At 72.7% G+C, this 17,086-nt stretch carries 15 protein-coding genes; all 15 read right to left on the reverse strand.

From position 1 onward, the window contains the following. Nucleotides 1–3: 3 nt before the first annotated feature. The gene (gene murC, locus ACFVYA_RS02970; RefSeq protein ID WP_387041708.1) at nucleotides 4–1,401 is read right to left on the reverse strand and encodes a UDP-N-acetylmuramate--L-alanine ligase; all 1,398 of its coding nucleotides are present in this window, start codon (nucleotides 1,399–1,401) and stop codon (nucleotides 4–6) included. Next, nucleotides 1,394–2,518 carry an undecaprenyldiphospho-muramoylpentapeptide beta-N-acetylglucosaminyltransferase gene (gene murG / locus ACFVYA_RS02975; protein WP_387041711.1) on the reverse strand — a complete coding sequence of 375 codons (1,125 nt, stop codon included), beginning with the start codon at nucleotides 2,516–2,518 and terminating at the stop codon, nucleotides 1,394–1,396. Before murG ends, murC begins: the two co-directional genes overlap by 8 nt. Then, a complete protein-coding gene (gene ftsW / locus ACFVYA_RS02980; protein WP_285993484.1) occupies nucleotides 2,515–4,017 on the reverse strand; it encodes a putative lipid II flippase FtsW in 1,503 nt (500 codons plus the stop codon). Before ftsW ends, murG begins: the two co-directional genes overlap by 4 nt. Next, a complete protein-coding gene (murD, locus tag ACFVYA_RS02985) occupies nucleotides 4,004–5,413 on the reverse strand; it encodes a UDP-N-acetylmuramoyl-L-alanine--D-glutamate ligase (protein ID WP_387041714.1) in 1,410 nt (469 codons plus the stop codon). The genes ftsW and murD overlap by 14 nt, the downstream gene beginning before the upstream one ends. A 1-nt stretch (nucleotide 5,414) precedes the next feature. After that, the gene (mraY, locus tag ACFVYA_RS02990) at nucleotides 5,415–6,497 is read right to left on the reverse strand and encodes a phospho-N-acetylmuramoyl-pentapeptide-transferase (protein ID WP_013228040.1); all 1,083 of its coding nucleotides are present in this window, start codon (nucleotides 6,495–6,497) and stop codon (nucleotides 5,415–5,417) included. Continuing rightward, nucleotides 6,494–7,996: a UDP-N-acetylmuramoyl-tripeptide--D-alanyl-D-alanine ligase gene (gene murF / locus ACFVYA_RS02995; protein WP_387041718.1), complete on the reverse strand. Its 1,503-nt coding sequence runs from the start codon at nucleotides 7,994–7,996 to the stop codon at nucleotides 6,494–6,496. The genes mraY and murF overlap by 4 nt, the downstream gene beginning before the upstream one ends. Then, nucleotides 7,993–9,537, reverse strand: coding sequence for a UDP-N-acetylmuramoyl-L-alanyl-D-glutamate--2,6-diaminopimelate ligase (locus ACFVYA_RS03000; RefSeq protein ID WP_387041931.1), 1,545 nt, complete (start codon nucleotides 9,535–9,537; stop codon nucleotides 7,993–7,995). Before ACFVYA_RS03000 ends, murF begins: the two co-directional genes overlap by 4 nt. A gap of 242 nt (nucleotides 9,538–9,779) precedes the next feature. Next, nucleotides 9,780–11,705 (reverse strand): peptidoglycan D,D-transpeptidase FtsI family protein, encoded by a 1,926-nt coding sequence (locus tag ACFVYA_RS03005; RefSeq protein ID WP_387041721.1) that lies wholly within the window; start codon nucleotides 11,703–11,705, stop codon nucleotides 9,780–9,782. Continuing rightward, on the reverse strand, nucleotides 11,705–12,463 hold the full coding sequence (locus tag ACFVYA_RS03010) for a hypothetical protein (RefSeq protein ID WP_285993488.1): 759 nt from the start codon (nucleotides 12,461–12,463) through the stop codon (nucleotides 11,705–11,707). Before ACFVYA_RS03010 ends, ACFVYA_RS03005 begins: the two co-directional genes overlap by 1 nt. Then, nucleotides 12,460–13,413, reverse strand: coding sequence for a 16S rRNA (cytosine(1402)-N(4))-methyltransferase RsmH (gene rsmH / locus ACFVYA_RS03015; RefSeq protein WP_285993489.1), 954 nt, complete (start codon nucleotides 13,411–13,413; stop codon nucleotides 12,460–12,462). The genes ACFVYA_RS03010 and rsmH overlap by 4 nt, the downstream gene beginning before the upstream one ends. Before the next feature lie 216 nt (nucleotides 13,414–13,629). Then, on the reverse strand, nucleotides 13,630–14,061 hold the full coding sequence (gene mraZ, locus ACFVYA_RS03020; RefSeq protein WP_014467434.1) for a division/cell wall cluster transcriptional repressor MraZ: 432 nt from the start codon (nucleotides 14,059–14,061) through the stop codon (nucleotides 13,630–13,632). 575 nt (nucleotides 14,062–14,636) lie between these two features. Beyond that, a complete protein-coding gene (locus ACFVYA_RS03025; protein WP_387041726.1) occupies nucleotides 14,637–15,368 on the reverse strand; it encodes an ESX secretion-associated protein EspG in 732 nt (243 codons plus the stop codon). Beyond that, the gene (locus tag ACFVYA_RS03030) at nucleotides 15,365–15,922 is read right to left on the reverse strand and encodes a PPE domain-containing protein (protein WP_285993491.1); all 558 of its coding nucleotides are present in this window, start codon (nucleotides 15,920–15,922) and stop codon (nucleotides 15,365–15,367) included. Before ACFVYA_RS03030 ends, ACFVYA_RS03025 begins: the two co-directional genes overlap by 4 nt. A gap of 14 nt (nucleotides 15,923–15,936) precedes the next feature. Next, on the reverse strand, nucleotides 15,937–16,509 hold the full coding sequence (locus ACFVYA_RS03035; RefSeq protein WP_387041729.1) for a DUF3558 family protein: 573 nt from the start codon (nucleotides 16,507–16,509) through the stop codon (nucleotides 15,937–15,939). After that, the gene (locus tag ACFVYA_RS03040) at nucleotides 16,502–16,852 is read right to left on the reverse strand and encodes a hypothetical protein (protein ID WP_103335164.1); all 351 of its coding nucleotides are present in this window, start codon (nucleotides 16,850–16,852) and stop codon (nucleotides 16,502–16,504) included. The genes ACFVYA_RS03035 and ACFVYA_RS03040 overlap by 8 nt, the downstream gene beginning before the upstream one ends. Nucleotides 16,853–17,086: the final 234 nt, after the last annotated feature.

Raw genomic sequence — 17,086 nt, forward strand, 5'->3', positions numbered from 1 at the left:
GCTTCAGCGCTTGTCCAGCTCGGCGAGGATCTCCGGGCCCAGCTGGGTCACGTCCCCGGCGCCCATGGTCACCACCAGGTCACCGGGCCTGGCCAGCCCGGCCGCCAGCGGCGCGGCGACGTCGAACGCCGGCTCGTAGTGCACCGCCGCGGTCACCCGGTCGGCGATCAGCGCGCCGGTGACGCCCGGCTCGGGCTCCTCCCGTGCGCCGTAGACGTCCAGCACGACGACCTCGTCGGCCAGCGACAGCGCCTCGGCGAACTCCACCGAGAACGTCTTGGTCCGCGAGTACAGGTGCGGCTGGAACACCACGATCACCCGCCCGGACCCGGCCGCCGTCCGCACCGCGCGCAGCTGCGCGGCCACCTCGGTCGGGTGGTGGGCGTAGTCGTCGTAGACGCGGACGTCGCCGGCCCGGCCCTTGAACTCGAACCGCCGCCGAACCCCGCCGAACGCCGCGAGCCCGTCCACCAGGCCGTCGACCGGCGCACCCAGCTCGATCCCGGCCAGCAGGGCGGCGACCGCGTTGAGCGCCATGTGCTCGCCCGGCACCGCGACGCGCACCGAAACCTCGGCTTCGTCCAGCGCGAGCCGCACGACACCGCCGTCCGGCGCCGGGACGTAGTCCAGGACTCGCGCGTCGCCCGGCCCGGTGGCCGTGCGCCCGTAGCGGCGCACCCGGACCCCCAGGTCGGAGGCCTGCTTGCCCAGCTCGTCGGCCGCGAGATCGTCGGCGCAGACGATCAGCAGCCCGCCCGGCGCGATCCGGCTCACGAACTCGGTGAACACCTTCGTGTAGGCCTCGGCCGTGCCGTGGTGGTCCAGATGGTCCGGCTCGACGTTCGTCACGACCGCGACCGACGGCGAGTAGGTCAGGAACGAGCCGTCGCTCTCGTCGGCCTCGGCGACGAACACGCCACCCTCGCCGTGGTGGGCGTTGGCGCCCGACTCGTTGAGGTCGCCGCCGATGGCGAACGACGGGTCGAGCCGGCAGTGCTGCAGCGCGACGGTCAGCATCGACGTCGTCGACGTCTTGCCGTGCGTGCCCGCGATGCAGGCGACGCGGTGGCCTGCCATCAGACCGGCCAGCGCCTGCGCCCGGTGCAGCACCGGGATGCCCGCCGCCCGCGCCGCGGCCAGCTCGGGGTTGGTCTCCTTGATCGCCGTCGAGACGACCACGGCGGACGGCGGTTCCGAGAGCGACGAGATGTTCGAAGCGCTCTGGCCGACGAACAGCTCGGCCCCCTGGGCGCGCAGCGACAGCAGCGCGCGCGACTCCTTGGCGTCCGAGCCCGACACGAAAGCGCCCCGGGCCAGCAGGATCCGCGCGACGCCGGACATGCCGGCCCCGCCGATCCCGATCAGGTGGGCCCGGCGCAGTTCTTCGGGCAACTCAGGCACCAGCGGCCTCCAGAACGATGCGGGCGAGGGTTTCGTCGGCCTCTCGGTGGCCCATGCCGACGGCCGCCGCGCCCATCTTCGCGACGCGGTCGGCGTCGGTGACCAGCGGGACGACCAGGTCGGCGACCTTGGCCGGGCTGAGGTCGCCGTCGAAGACCATCAGCGCGGCGCCGGCGTCGACGGCGGGCCGGGCGTTGCTGGCCTGCTCGCCGTTGCCGATCGGCAGCGGGACGAACACCGCGGGCAGCCCGACCGAGGTCACCTCGGCGACGGTCATCGCGCCCGAGCGGCAGATCGCGACGTCGGCCGCGGCGTAGGCCAGGTCCATCCGCTCCAGGTACGGCACCGGCACGTACGCCGGCTTGCCCCGGAACTCCTGCACGACCAGCGTGTTCTTCGGCCCGTGCGCGTGCAGGACGCCGACACCGGCGTCCGCGAGGTCCTTCGCCGCTCCGGACACGGCGGCGTTGATCGACTGCGCGCCCTGCGAACCGCCGAAGACCAGCAGCGTCGGCGCGTTCGGGTCCAGGCCGAAGTGCGCCCGCGCCTCGGCCCGCAGCGCGGGCCGGTCCAGCGTGGTGATCGACCGCCGCAGCGGGATCCCGACGACCTCGGCCTTCGGCAGCGGGGTGCCCGCGACGGCGACCGCGACGCGGCGGGCGAACCGCGCGCCGACCTTGTTCGCCAGGCCCGGCGACTGGTTGGCCTCGTGCACGACGATCGGGACGCGCCCGCGCGCGGCCAGGTAGGCGGGCAGGGCGACGTACCCGCCGAAGCCGACGACGACGTCCGCGCCGACGCGCTCCAGCACCTCGCGGGTCTTGCGGACCGAGTCGCGGACCTTCAGCGGCAGCTTGACCAGCTCCGGCGTCGGCTTGCGCGGCAGCGGCACCGGCGGGATCAGCTCGAGGGGGTAACCGCGGGCCGGGACCAGCTTGTTCTCCAGGCCGCGCTCGGTGCCGAGCGCGACGACCGTCGCGTCCGGGCGCAGCCGCATGACGGCGTCGGCCAGCGCGAGGGCGGGTTCGATGTGTCCTGCGGTGCCACCTCCGGCGACCACGACCACCGGCCCCTTGCCCGCGGCGGCTCGCTCGGTTCCCTTGACGGGCTTACTCACCTATGACCTCTCCGGTTCGCGGTACTCCGGGTACCACGGCTCGCTGTTGTCCGCGCGGCCCCGCCGCGAGACGTGGCCGCGCTCGTCCGTGCCGCGCTGCGGCGCACCGGCTCGCGGACCGACCTGCGTCGTTCCTGAGCCGGGGCGGGCCGGGCCGCACGGGGCGCCGGCCTGGCCGCCTTCGCCCCACTCCGCCCCGCCGCCTTGCGCGTGGCGGGCGGGCGGTACGGGTCGGGCGCGGGCAGCCGCAGCAGACGCCCGAATTTACCCGGCCCCTGTGTGCGCAGCGCGGCCACCGCCTCCGGTTCGTGCCGGGCGGCGTTCGCGAGCACGCCCATGATGAGCATGGTGATCACCAGCGAGGTGCCGCCGTAGGAGATGAGCGGCAGCGTGACGCCGGTGACCGGCAGCAGGCCGACGACGTAGCCGATGTTGATGCCGGCCTGGGCCACGAGGAACACCGTCAGCGTGCCGGAGACGATCCGGATCCACGGGTCGATGTTGCGGGTGGCGATCCGCAGGCCCACGACGGCGACCCCGCCGAAGAGGACGAGCACGACGACGCAGCCGATCAGCCCGAGCTCCTCGCCGATCAGGGCGAAGATGAAGTCGTTCTGCACGTTCGGCAGGTAGCCCCAGTTGGAGGTGCCCTGGCCGAGGCCCTTGCCGAGGAGCCCGCCGTCGGCCAGGGCCAGCTTGGCCTGGTTGGCTTGGAAGCCCCCGTCGCTGGTGTCGGCGTCCGGCGAAAGGAACGACATGACCCGGTCGAGCCGGTAGGGCGCGATGATCGCGAGCACGAGCACCCCGGCCAGGCCGCCGGCGAGGATGACGCCGAACAGCCGTTTCGGCGCGCCGGCGAACCACAGCAGCGCCAGCAGCACCACCGCGAGGGTGACCGTGCCGCCGAGGTCCGGCTGGAACATGACCAGGGCGAACATCAGCAGCGCGATCGGCACCACCGGCACCAGCAGGTGCCGCCACTGGTGGATCACGTTGTACTTGATCACCAGGATGTGGGCGCCCCAGAAGGCCAGCGCCACCTTCGCGGCTTCGACCGGCTGGAAGGTGAACTCGCCGAGCTTGAACCAGCCCTGCGAGCCGTTGACCGTCGAGCCGAGCGGGGTGAGCACGAGCACCAGCAGGCCGAGGCAGATCACCGTCGCGGTGGCCGACATCCGCCGGATCCGCTCCAGCTTGACCCGCAGGCCCAGCCAGAAGACGACCGAGCCGAGCGCGACGAACACCAGGTGCTTGACGAACAGCGAGTACACCCCGCTGCCGGTCTTGGGGTTGTAGGAGGCGACCGAAGACGCCGAGAGCACCATGACGATGCCGATGACGGTGAGCACGCCGGTGAGGGCGAGCACGAGGTGGAACGACGCCAGCGGCCGCGAGAGCCACGCCGTCAGCGCGGTCCGGACGGCGACGAAGCCGCTCTCCTTGCGCTCGCGGCGCGGCCGCTTCGGCGGCGGTGCCGGCTTGGTTTCAGCTGTCGTCACTCGGCTCCCCCGCTGCGTCGTCGCGGAGGACACGCACGGCCGCGGCGAACGCGTCGCCGCGCTCGCCGTAGCTCGAGAACATGTCCAACGACGCCGCGGCGGGTGCCAGCAGCACCACGTCACCGGGTCGGGCCATCGCGCTGGCCGCACTCACCGCCGCAGTCATGGGTTCATCGTCACCCGGACGGAGGCTGTTCACCGGGACATCCGGCGCGTGTCGCGCAACCGCGGCGGCGATCACGGGTGAATCGACTCCGAGGAGCACGACACCGCGGAGACGGCCTGCGATGCTGCTCACCAGTTCGTCGACCGACGCGCCCTTGAGCTGGCCCCCGGCGATCCACACGATGCTCGCGTGCGCCCGCAGGGACCCGGCGGCCGCGTGCGGGTTGGTCGCCTTCGAGTCGTTGACGTACCGCACCCCGGCCACCTCGGCGACCTCGACGGCCCGGTGCGGGGCCGGCTGGTACTCGCGCAGGCCCTTCAGCACGGCCTCCGGCGAGACGCCGTGGGCGCGGGCGAGCGCGGCCGCGGCGAGGGCGTTCGCGACGTTGTGCGGGCCGGCCGGGCGGACGTCGGAGAGCGTGGCGAGTTCCTCGGCGCTGTTCGCCGGGTCGGCGACGAAGGCGCGGTCGACCAGCAGGTCCTCGACCACGCCCAGCTCACCGGCGCGCGGGGTGTCGAGCTGGAAACCGACGCGGCGGGCGCTGTCGGGCGCGTGCTCGGCGGCGATCCGGGTGGACCAGTCGTCGTCGGCGTTGTGCACGGCGACCTTGGCGCGGGTGTAGACGCGGCCCTTCGCGGCCGCGTACTCGGCCATCGAGCCGTGCCAGTCGATGTGGTCCTCGGCCAGGTTCAGCACCACGGCGGCGTCCGGGGCGAGGGTCGAGGACCAGTGCAGCTGGAAGCTCGACAGCTCCACGGCCAGCACGTCGTACCCCGCGCGGACCGCGTCGAGCGCCGCGTAACCGATGTTCCCGCAGGCTACGGCGTTGCTGCCGGCGGCCTTGAGGATCGACTCGAGCATGCCCGCGGTGGTCGTCTTGCCGTTGGTGCCGGTCACCACCAGCCACGACGGCGGGTGCTCGCGCAGCTGCCCGACCCGCCAGGCCAGCTCGACGTCGCCGATGACCTCGACTCCGGCTTCGGCGGCGGCCACCAGCAGCGGCGACGTCGGCCGCCAGCCCGGGCTGGTGACGACCAGGACGACGTCGGACGGTGGCTCGGTCAGGCCCGGCACCAGCTCGGCGCCGAGGCCCTCCAGCTCGGCCAGGCGCTCGGCGTTGCCGTCGGTGACGGTGACGCGCGCACCCAACTCGACCAGCACGGGGACGACCGACTTGCCGGTGACCCCGGCCCCGGCGACGAGAACGTGACGACCGGCGATGTCTTCCATGTCAGCCGCCGAGGCCCAGCTGCTCGCTGTAGAACAGGCCGAGCCCGAACATGCAGCAGATCGCCGAGAGCAGCCAGAACCGGATGATCACCGTGGTTTCGGCCCACCCGGCGAGCTCGAAGTGGTGGTGGAACGGCGCCATCCGGAACAACCTTCGCCGGGTCGTCCGGAACACCGCGATCTGCGCGACCACCGAGATCATCTCGACCATGAACAGGCCCCCGATGACGATGGCGAGCAGCTCGGTGCGGGTCGTCATGGACAGGCCGGCGACCAGGCCGCCGAGGGCCAGCGAGCCGGTGTCGCCCATGAAGATCTTCGCCGGGGCCGCGTTCCACCAGAGGAAGCCCACGCAGGCACCGGTCGCCGCGGCGGCGACCACGGCCAGGTCCAGCGGGTCGCGGACGTCGTAGCAGGCGGCGGCCGGCGCGTTGGCGCAGGACAGCCGCTCCTGCCAGAACGAGATCACCACGTAGGTGGCCAGCACCATCGCCGCCGCGCCACCGGCCAGGCCGTCGAGGCCGTCGGTGAAGTTGACCGCGTTCGACCAGCCGGAGATCACGACGTAGCAGAAGATCACGAAGATCACCGACGGGAAGGTGATCAGCGCGAGGTCGCGGACGTAGGAGAGGCTCTCCGACGCCGGCGTGATGCCGTGCTGGTTCGGGAAGTTCAGCGCCAGCACCGCGAACGCGATGGTGACGACCAGCTGCCCGACCAGCTTCGCGGTCTTGTTCAGCCCGAGGTTGCGCTGCTTGCGGATCTTGATGAAGTCGTCGAGGAACCCGACGATCCCCAGGCCCACCGCGAGCATCAGCACGAGCAGCCCGGAGGCCGTCGGCGCGCCGCTGCGGGAGTTGAACATCCAGTTGATCAGGTGCGCGGCGAAGTACCCGACGACCATCGCGATGATGATCGCGACACCGCCCATGGTCGGGGTACCGCGCTTGGACTTGTGTCCCTGGGGGCCTTCCTCGCGGATCTCCTGGCCGAAGCCCTGCCGGGAGAAGACCCGGATCAGGTAGGGCGTCAGCATGATGGAGACCAGCAGGCCCGCCGCGGCCGCGATCAGGATGCTGATCACGCGTCACCACCGTTCGAGCGATTCTCGGAGTTGTCGGTTTCCCGGGGTTCGAGCAGGGCCTCGGCGACCCGCCAGAGGCCGGCGGCCTTGGAGGCCTTGACCAGCACCACGTCCCCGGGGCGGAGCTGATCATGCAGCAGGGCGGCGGCGGCCTCGACGTCGGGTACCAAAGTGGATTCCTCGCCCCAGGAGCCTTCCTGGTGCGCGCCCTGGTGCATGGCCGCCGCCTCGGGCCCGATGACGACGAGCTTGGCGATGTTGAGCCGGACGACGAGCCTGCCGATCTCGTCGTGGGCGGTGACCGAGTCCGCGCCGAGCTCGCCCATCACGCCGAGCACGGCCCAGGACCGGCGGCCGGTTTCCCGCGTCATCGCCGCGAGGGCCTTCAGGCCGGCCCGCATCGACTCGGGGTTGGCGTTGAACGAGTCGTTGAGGATCGTCACGCCGTCGGGCCGGGTGACGACCTCCATGCGGCGCGCGGAGCGCCGTTCGAGGGCCGAGAGCCGGGCCGCGATCTCCGCCGGCGTCGCGCCCAGCTCCAGCGCGACCGCCGCGGCGGACAGCGCGTTGCCGACGTGGTGCTCGCCGTGCAGCGGCAGCTTGACGTCGGCCTCGCCGGCCGGGGTGATCAGCCGGAAGGACGCGCGGGCCTCGTCGTCGAGGGTGATGTGCTCCGCGCGGATCTGCGCCGAGGGACTCTCGCCGACGAACACCACCCGTGCTTTCGTGCGGCTCGCCATGGCCGCGACCAGCGGGTCGTCGAGGTTGAGCACCGCGACGCCGTCCTCGGGCAGGGCCTCGACGAGCTCGCCCTTGGTCTTCGCGATGCCTTCGCGCGAGCCGAACTCGCCGACGTGCGCGCTGCCGACGTTGAGCACGACGCCGATCTTCGGCGGGGCGATCTCCGCGAGGTGGGCGATGTGCCCGGGGCCCCGCGCCGACAGCTCCAGCACGAGGTGCCTGGTCTCCGCCCCGGCCCGCAGCGCCGTCCAGGGGTGGCCGAGCTCGTTGTTGAACGACCCGGGCGGCGCGATCGTCGGGCCGAGCGGCTCGAGCAGCTGCGCGATGACGTCCTTGGTCGAGGTCTTGCCGGAGGAGCCGGTGACACCGACGACGGTCAGCTCGCCCTCGGCCAGGCGCTGCACGACGTACCGGGCGAGCTTGGCCAGCGCGGCCAGCACCGCGGCACCGGAGCCGTCCTTGTCGCCGGTCAGCGCGACCGACCGCTCGTGGGCCTCGCCCGCGGCGAGCGGCGGGACGACGATCGCGGGCGCGTCGACCTCGCGGGCGGCCAGCACGGCCACGGCGCCGGCCTCGACGGCCTGCGCGGCGAAGTCGTGGCCGTCGACCTTCTCCCCCGGCAGCGCGACGAACAGGCCGCCGGGCGTGAGCTCCCGGGTGTCGAACTCCACGGTGCCGGTCACCTGCGCGCCCGGTTCGGCGCGGTGCAGCCGGCCGCCGACGACGTCGGCGATCTCGGCCAGGCTGAGCACGATCACACACTCACCTCGAGTTTGTTGCGGATGGCCGCGGCCAGCTCGTCGCGGTCGGAGAACGGGTGCACGACGCCGCCGGCCTCCTGGCCGGACTCGTGCCCCTTGCCGGCGAGGAAGACGATGTCGCCCGGTCCGGCGAGCGAAACGGCGTGCGCGATGGCCTCGCGGCGGTCACCGACCTCGATGACTTCGCCGCCCTCGGCGGGCCCGACCGCGCGGGCGCCGGCGAGCATGGCGGCGCGGATCGCCGCCGGGTCCTCGGAGCGCGGGTTGTCGTCGGTGACGATCAGGACATCACTGCGTCGGGCCGCGGCCTCGCCCATCATCGGGCGCTTGGCGGTGTCCCGGTCGCCGCCGCAGCCGAGGACGGTGATGATCCGGCCCTCGGTGCGGGCCCGCAGCGCGTCCAGCCCCTGGGCGACCGCGGCCGGCTTGTGGGCGTAGTCGACGACGGCGGTGAACTCCTGGCCGACGTAGACGCGCTCCATCCGGCCCGGGACCTGCACCTGGGCGAGGCCGGCGACGATGTGCTCCAGTGCCACTCCGGCGGTGCTCAGGATCGCGGCCGCCAGCACGGCGTTGGCGACGTTGAACTCGCCGGGCAGCGGGATCCGGGCGGCCGCGCGGACGCCGTCCGGGCCGTGCAGGGTGAACGTCTGCTCGCCCTGCGGGGTGGCCTCGAGGTCGGTGGCCTTCCACGCGGCCTCGGTGCCCGGATCGGTGGTGACGGTAAGCGTCTGCGGCGTGAGCAGGGCCTGCCCCCACGCGCTGTCGACCACGACGACCTCGGTCGTGGACCGGCCGTCGAACAGCAGGGACTTCGCGGCGAAGTACTCCTGCATGTCCTTGTGGAAGTCCAGGTGGTCCTGGGAGAGGTTGGTGAACGCGCCGACCGCGAACCGGGTGCCGTTGACGCGGCCCAGGGCGAGCGCGTGGCTGGAGACCTCCATCGGCACGTGCGTGACGCCGCGCTCGAGCATCACCGCGAGCAGCGCCTGCAGGTCGGGCGCCTCCGGCGTGGTGAAGCCGCTGACCAGCCGTTCGCCCGCGATCCGGGTCTCCACCGTGCCGATCAGGCCGGTGGTCAGCCCGGCGGCCTGCAGGCCGGCGTCGACCAGGTAGGACGTCGTCGTCTTGCCGGAGGTGCCGGTGACGCCGAGCACGGACAGCTTCAGGGAGGGCTCGCCGTAGATCCAGGCGGCGATCTCGCCGAGGGCGGCGCGCGGGTCGGCGTGGACCAGGACCGGGACACCGGCGTCGCGCAGGGCGGGCCGCTCGGCGCCCGCGGCGTCGGTGAGGACGGCGACGGCTCCGGCCGCAACCGCCTGGTCGCTGAAGTCGGCGCCGTGGGCGCGGGCACCCGGGAGGGCGGCGAAGAGGTCGCCGGGCAGGACGTGCTGGGCACGCAGGGTGGTGCCGGTGACGGTGAGCTCGGCCGCGTCGGGCGACCCGGCGATCAGGCGGGCGTCCGCCCTGGCGAGCAGCGTCGCCAGCGGGACCGGGTCGATGCGCGCCGGGCGGGGCGGCGCGGGGACCGCTTTCACCGGGCTTTCCGGCACCTGGGAACTGGACGAGGACACGGACACGGCCAAGAGGCTACCGGCGGGCGGTTCGGGCACCCGCACGCGGTACGGCGATTGCGTGCGGGCCGGGCACATGTGCTAAACGGCGCCGTGGACCCCGTTGCGCCGCAAGGGTTTCCCCGGCGCCGGCCGATGTGGACGCTCACGCGTCGAAGCCCCCTCGCGCGTTGCCGCGTGAGGGGGCTTTAACGGACAGTGCCTGACTACGGCGCGATGATGAGCGGGACCTCCGGCGAGGGGCCGTCGGACAACGGAATCTGGTACCGCTGCGTCACGTACGACGCGATGGTGTGGAACAGCGGCGCGGCGGAGTGCCCGACCGGCAGCGTCGTGTCCGGCGCGTCCAGCCGGATCCCGACGACGAACCGCGGGTGGTCGGCGGGCAGGATGCCGGCGAAGGTGATGTTGTACAGGTGGTCGCTGTAGGCCTTCGTCCGCGGGTCGACCTGCTGGCCGGTGCCGGTTTTCCCGGAGATCTGGTAGCCCTCGACCGCCGCCGTCGGCGCGGTGCCCTTCTGGAGGCCCTTGCCGTTCTGGGCGACCGCGCGCATCATGTCGCGCACCGTCTTCGCGGTCTGCGGGCTGACCACCCGGACCGACTTCGGCGCCGGCTCCGGCACGGTCGTGCCGTCCGGGTTCACCTTGGCCTTGACGATCCGGGGTTCGACGCGCAGGCCGTCGTTGGCGATCGCCTGGTACATCCCGGCCATCTGCAGGATGGTCATCATCAGGCCCTGCCCGATCGGCAGGTTGCCGAAGGTGGTCGCCGACCACTGGCTGCGCGCGGGCACCACGCCCGCGCTCTCGCCGGGCAGGCCGACGCCGGTGCGCTGGCCGAGGCCGAACGACTTGAGCAGGTTGGCGTAGCGCTCCTCGCCGATCTTCTGCGCCAGCAGCAAGGTGCCGATGTTGGACGACTTGGCGAAGATCCCGGTGGTGGTGAAGGTCTGGGTCCCGTGGGTCCAGGCGTCGTGCACCGTCTTGTCGGCCACCTGCAGCGCACCGGGCACCTCGACCGTGGACTCCGGCGTCGCGACACCGAAGTCGATCGCCCCGGTGGCGGTGACGAGCTTGTTCACCGAACCGGGTTCGAACGGCGTGGTGACCGCGGGGTTGGCCAGGTCGTCGGTCTTCCAGGTGCTCTGGTCGTTGGGGTCGAAGGTCTTGTCGTTGGCCAGCGCGTAGACCTCGCCGGTCTTGGCGTCCATGACGACGGCCTGCCCGCCCTTGGCGTGCGACTGCTGGACGTAGTCCGCCAGCTGCCGCTGCACCTCGTACTGCAGGTCGGAGTCGATGGTCAGCTCGAGGTCGGAGCCGGGGACGGCGGCCTGCAGGTCGCGCTCGGTGCCCGGGATGACGACGTTGTCGCTGCCGTTCTTGGTGTTGACCATCATCCGGCCCGGCGTGCCCGCCAGGTCGTTGTCGCGCAGCAGCTCGAGCCCGACCAGGCCGTGGAGGTTGTGCTTCGACACGTCCTTGTCTTCGGAACGCCAGTTCGCGGCACCGACGATGTTGGCCGCCAGGCCGCCGCCCGGGTACTCCCGCAGCGCGCGCTTCTCGACGCCGATCCACGCGAAGTGCTTGACGATGTCGGCGGCGATGGACGGCTCGACGTTGTTCACCAGGTAGGTGAAGGACGCCTGCTTGTGGAACAGGTCGAGCAGCTGCTGCTCGCCGATCACGTTCGGGAGCTTGCCCGAGATGTACTTGGCGGCCGCGGCGGTCTCGGCGTCGAACGTCTTCGTCGTGCCGGGGTTCTTCGTGGCGAAGTCGTCCATGCTCTTGTGCAGCGCCTTGAGGTTCACCGAGAGCGTGCGCACCTCGACGCTGAACGCCAGCTTCGCGCCGTTGCGGTCCACAATGGACCCGCGCTGGGCGGGGATGTCGATGGTCTGGGCGCGCTGCCGTTCGGCCGCGGCCGAGAGCGCCTCGGCGTCGAACCACTGCACCTGCACCAGTTTCACGCCCGCGACCAGCAGCACGGCGACCAGCAGCAGGCGCACGGCGGAGAACCGGCTGCGGTGCCCGCCGTTGCCCCGCCGCGCGGCCGCGCTGCGGGTTCCGGCGGCGTACGTCCGCCGCGCGCTGCCCGCGGCGCGCGCGCGGGCCTGGCTGCGGCTCGAAGCCATCACTGGCCGCCTCCCGGCTGGGCCGGCGGCTGCTGCTGCGCCGGCGGCTGCTCTTCGGCGGGCACAGCGGGCTGGTCGCCCTCGATCGGCGCGCCCTGCTGCGACTGCGTGCCCGCGGCGGGCGCGGCGGGCGGCGCGGCCGGCACCACCGGGGTGTCCGCCTTGGCCTTCTTGGGTTCGCCGACGAGCGAGGTCTTCCCGTCCGGGCCGACGACGATCCGCGCCGGGTCACCGCCGGGCACCATGCCCTGCTGCTGGGCGGCGGGGGCCAGTGAAGCGGGTGACTCGGCCTTGGCGACGTCGCGCTGCAGCTGCTCCTTCTGCTCGGCCAGGTTCGCGTTGGTGGTGCGCAGCTGCTCGAGCCGGTAGGAGTCGGCGATCGCCTGCGTGGTCAGCCACAGCGTGGTCGCCACGCCGGCGGCCAGCAGCGCCATCATCATCAGCACGAACGACGCGCGCGACTTCGGCAGCAGCAGCTTCAGCTGGAGCTTCGGCTTCTCCGGCGGCTCGGCGGCCCGGGCCTTCGGCTCCGGCCGCGCTTCGCGTTCCTTCAGCAGGTCGGCGCGCTGGGCGCGGCGCGCGTAGGCGCGCTCGGCCGCGGACGTGCGGCCGCGCGACCCGCGCCGGGGCGCGGCCTTGGCCGGCTGCGGCGCCTGCCGGTCCGGCTCGACGGTGCCCGTCGAGGTGCGGGCGGCCTCGGTGCGACCCCCCGTCGCCGGCGCGGCCCGGCGGCGGGAGGACTTCGCGGGAGCGGTCATCGCGGCTCTCCGATCCTCTCTGCGGCCCGCAGCCGCACCGAGGCGGCGCGCGGGTTCCGTTCGATCTCCTCTTCGCCGGCCTTCTCGGCGCCGCGCGTGAGGAGCTTCAGCTCCGGTCCGTGACCCGGCAGCTCCACCGGGAGCCCTTCCGGGGTGCGGGACTTCGCGAGCTCGGCCAGTGCTTGCTTGACCAGCCGATCCTCCAGGGACTGGTACGACTCGACGACGATCCGCCCGCCGACCGGCAGCGCCCCCAGCGCGGCGGGCATGGCGCGGCGCAGCACCTCCAGTTCGCCGTTGACCTCGATCCGCAGCGCCTGGAACGTGCGCTTGGCCGGGTGCCCGCCGGTGCGGCGGGTGGCGGCCGGGACGGCGTCGTAGAGCAGTGCGACCAGGCGTCCGCTGGTGGTGAACGGCTCCTTTTCCCGCGCGGCCACGACGGCCTTGACGATCCGCTGCGCGAAGCGTTCCTCGCCGTAGTCCCGCAGGATCCGGATCAGCTCGCCGGGTGCGTAGGTGTTGAGCACGTCGGCGGCGGTGAACCCGGTGGTCGGGTCCATCCGCATGTCCAGCGGCGAGTCCTTGGAGTAGGCGAACCCGCGCTCGGCGCGGTCCAGCTGCATCGAGGAGACGCCGAGGTCGAACAGGATGCCGTCGGCTTTTTCGAGGCCCACGCTTTCCAGGGCCTCCGGGAGCCCGTCGTAGACCGTGTGGACGAAGTCGACGCGGTCGCCGTGGCGGGCCAGGCGTTCCGCGGACTTTTCGAGCGCGGCGGGGTCGCGGTCCAGCGCGACGAGCCGCAGCCGCGGGAAGGCCTCCAGGAGGGCGTCGGAATGCCCGCCGAGGCCGACCGTCGCGTCCACGAGGACGCCGTCGCGGTCGGCGAACACGGGAGTGAACAGCTCGACGATGCGGCTCAGCAGTACCGGGACGTGCTCGGGTGCCGTCATGGTGTTCCCTCCCCCTCTCTCGCCTGGGCGGCCCGGGGGGAAATATGGCGGATGCCGTCAGGTCCCTGTCCGCCCGCTGCTGACCTGGTACCGGGGAAGGTGCACCAGGGCCATTGAGCGGACAGAGGCCTCACGGCATCCGGGTGGGCTTCCCCTCATCGTGCGGACGGCGAACCTCTCGTCCCCCGACGACGAAGGTGCACCGCGACCACACGCCTAGAAGACGCCCGGCAGTACTTCCTCTCGAGCCTTCGCGTAGCTGTCTTCGTGCTCCTCCAGGTAGCCCTGCCACGCTTGGGCGTCCCAGATCTCCAGCCTGGTGATCGCCCCGATCACCACGCACTCCTTGCTGAGCCCCGCGTAGCGGCGGAGCTCGGGCGCGATGGTGATGCGCCCCTGGCCGTCCGGACGCTGCTCGTCCGTGCCGGCGAACAGGTAGCGCTGGTAGGCCCGAACCGCCTCGTTCGTGAACGGGGCCTCGGCGACCTTGCGCGCCATCTGCTCGAACTCGGCGCGGGGGAAGACGAAGAGGCAGTGGTCCTGCCCCTTGGTAAGCATCAGCCCACCCGCCAAGGCGTCACGGAACTTCGCGGGCAGCGCGAGCCGCCCTTTGTCGTCCAGCTTCGGGGTGTGGGTGCCGAGGAACACGGCCTCCACCTCCCTACCGCACCCGGTGGCGAACCACCGCCTGCGGCTACGGGGCTTCCCTTCCGCCCCACTGGCCACCACCGTACCCCACTTTTCACCACAGTCAACGCGACAAACGGGCAGACCACTCCGTCGGGTGTCCCGTTTGCGCAGGTCAGCAGGGTGGGGCCTGGTGGGGGGTGTGGTGGGGCACGGTGGCCAAGATCCCCCGCACCGGGGGCCGGAGCAACCTCAGCTGTTCCCCATGCGTCCGCATAACGGCCGCGAAAGAACCCTCCCGCCCCTCGAGTGGGGCGCAGTGGGGCCCGCAGTGGGTCAAGGTGGGGGAAACCGGTGGGGCCGAGTGGGGGGCACCCGTCCCGAAACCCGGATCCCGCGTGATCAGACCCGTATCCCGCGTGATCAGACCCGTATCCCGCGTGATCAGACCCGGAACTCGCGTGATCAGACCCGGAACTCGCGTGATCGAAGCCGGAACTCGCGAGTTACGTCCCTGATCACGCGAGTTACGTCCCTGATCACGCGAGTTACGTCCCCGATCACGTCGGTTCCGGCCCGGGTCACACCTCGGCGGGTCAGTCCTGCGGGGTGAGGAGGGCCGTGACGCGGGCCGCGAGGCGGGTGCTGTCGACCGGGCTGACCGTCACCCACTCCTGCCCACCCCGGCCCGGGGTCTTCGTCGCGCAATACGCGCCGACGTCGGTGTCGAACCAGGTCAAGCCGCCGACCCGGGTCACCCGGCCCGATCCCGAGCGACGGCTCACGCTGAACTGCCCCGCCGCGTACACCGGCCGCGCCTGGATCGCCCGGACCTCCTCGAGCTGGGCCGACGCCGGCCCCGAACCGGCCTCCGAAGCACCCGAGAGCGTCGACGCCGGGAGGCTGATGCCGTAGCCGGGGCCCGCCGACAGCTCCGGCAGGACGTCGACGATCGCCGTGGCGAGCTCGCCGTCGCGGATCGAGTCCAGCCCGATCGTCTGCTCCGGCTGGGTCGCCAGGACGCCGCGGCGGCCGCGGGCCGCGGTCACGGCGCGGAACGGCGTCGCCGCCGTCATGTCCGCCAGTGCCTCGCACGCGACGAACACGTCCGCGTCCGCGAGCAGGTTCAACCGCGCGGTCAGGGCCGGCTCCAGCCGGGACCCGTCGTGGAGCCCGCGCTCGGCGAGGTTGTCGTAGACGGCCTTCCGCACCTCGGCCCGTTCGGCGTCGGTCGCGCCGACGCTGCGGACGCTCAGCGGTTCCGGCGGGCGGTCGTGGCCGAGGTCGGTCCAGAGGATGTCGAACGCCGACGCCGAGACCCGGATCAAGCCCGCCCCAGCGCCGGCGGGGCGGGGAACGTCTCGGCGGGCACGTGGCCGCGCAGCGCGGTGTCCCGCGTCCGGAGGACGTCGATGGCCTTCTGCCGCGCGGCCTCCGCTTCGGCCCGGCGGGCGGCCATCTCCCCGGCCAGCCCGGCCAGGACGAGCACGTTCCCGCTGGACGCCGCGTCGCGGATCATCGACGCCGGGTCGTAGGTCACCGGCGGCGGCATGTCGGCCCGGGCCCGCGCGGCCGCCTCGGCCTGGGCACCGACCGCCTGCCCCACCGACGCCGAGACGGCGGCGGAGTGCGAAAGCCACTGCGCGGCCCGGCCCAGCGCCGCGCGCGCCGCGTCGCCCGCCGGGCCGCGCCAGTGCTCGTCGGAGGAAGCGACGAGCGCGGCGACGTCGGCTGTGGACTCCTGCAGCCGTTTCGCCAGCCCGTCCCAGCGCGCGCCGGTTTCGCCGGCGGCGACCGGGTCGTTGCCGCGCACGACCTCCGCGGCCATCGCCTCGTGGCTGTAGGCCTCGTACCGCGCGGTCGCGACGGGTGGTTCGGGCACGGCGCACCTCCTGGTCAGGGCAGCTTGGGTTCGACCAGCCCGGCCACCGTGCCCGCGCGACGGCACGCGAGCGGGGTGTCCGAGAAGCCGGTGTTGCTGACGTCGATCTGCACGCTGGCGTGGTCACCGACGCCGAGCAGCACAGCACAGGTGCCGTCGGCGGCCTTCTTGTCGGCGACCTTCAGCCCGGGGTGGCGGCCGACCGTCGTCTTCGTGGCGTTCTTCTTGGTGACGTCGAGATCGGCCAGGCCGTGTTGTTCGTCGAAGGTGACGGTGACGCCGAAGGTGGCGGGCACGGTCCAGTCGCACGCCCGGGCACCGGCGATGGTCTTGGGCTTCCCGAGCACGGTGACGCCGGCGGCCGACCGGTCCTGCGGGGAGAGCAGGGTGCAGGGATCGAGCGCGGTGAGACCGGTCGGCGAAGCGGACGGCGGAGGTACGGCGGGCGCGGAGGCCACCGCGGAGGTGTGCCCGACGGCGGCCGGCGGGGCGCTCTGCTGCCCGCACGCGGTGAGGAGGAGAGCGGAAGCGAGGAGAAGCCCACGGCCCCGCCCGTCGGTCCCCTTCGCGCGCACCGGCTCAGCCACCCGTGCAGTCCACGCCTTCGGCCGCCTGCTCGTCGGCGTGCTGGTACTTCGCCAGCGCCTCGCCGATCCGCCGCTTGAGCGTCTCCAGCTCCTTGCCGAACGCGGTCAGCTGCTGCACCGCCGAGCCCTGCCCGCCGATCCCGTACTCGGCCATGAACTCGCCGATCTCGCCGGCGTACCCGCCGCCCAGCGGCACGCTCCGGCCGAGCACCTTGGCTTCGCGGACCATCTCGCCGACGACGTCCTGCAGCCGGCCGAGCTTCGCGTAGGCGTCCGTGGCCAGCTCCGGCGCGACCGCGAAGCCGCGGACGTCGAAGGGCGGCTGGGTTCGCAGCTCGCTCATAAGCGGATACGCCTCTCCGTAGCCGGGCGACCTCGAACCGCAGCATACGACAGAGCAGGGTGTCAGCGGGAGCACCCAGAATCGGGTGAATACCCCCCTGATCGGGGTATCGTCGCTGATTGCGCAGTGTCATCGCGGGGTTCCAGCCCCCGGTTCGCCCGGGTTTGACACACTGGGTGGAAGGCTGGTCGCTGCGCGCGGACAGCAGCGAGGGGGCCGTTCGGCCCGGCGGTG

The sequence above is a fragment of the Amycolatopsis sp. NPDC058278 genome (assembly GCF_042881395.1).
GTDB lineage: Bacteria > Actinomycetota > Actinomycetes > Mycobacteriales > Pseudonocardiaceae > Amycolatopsis.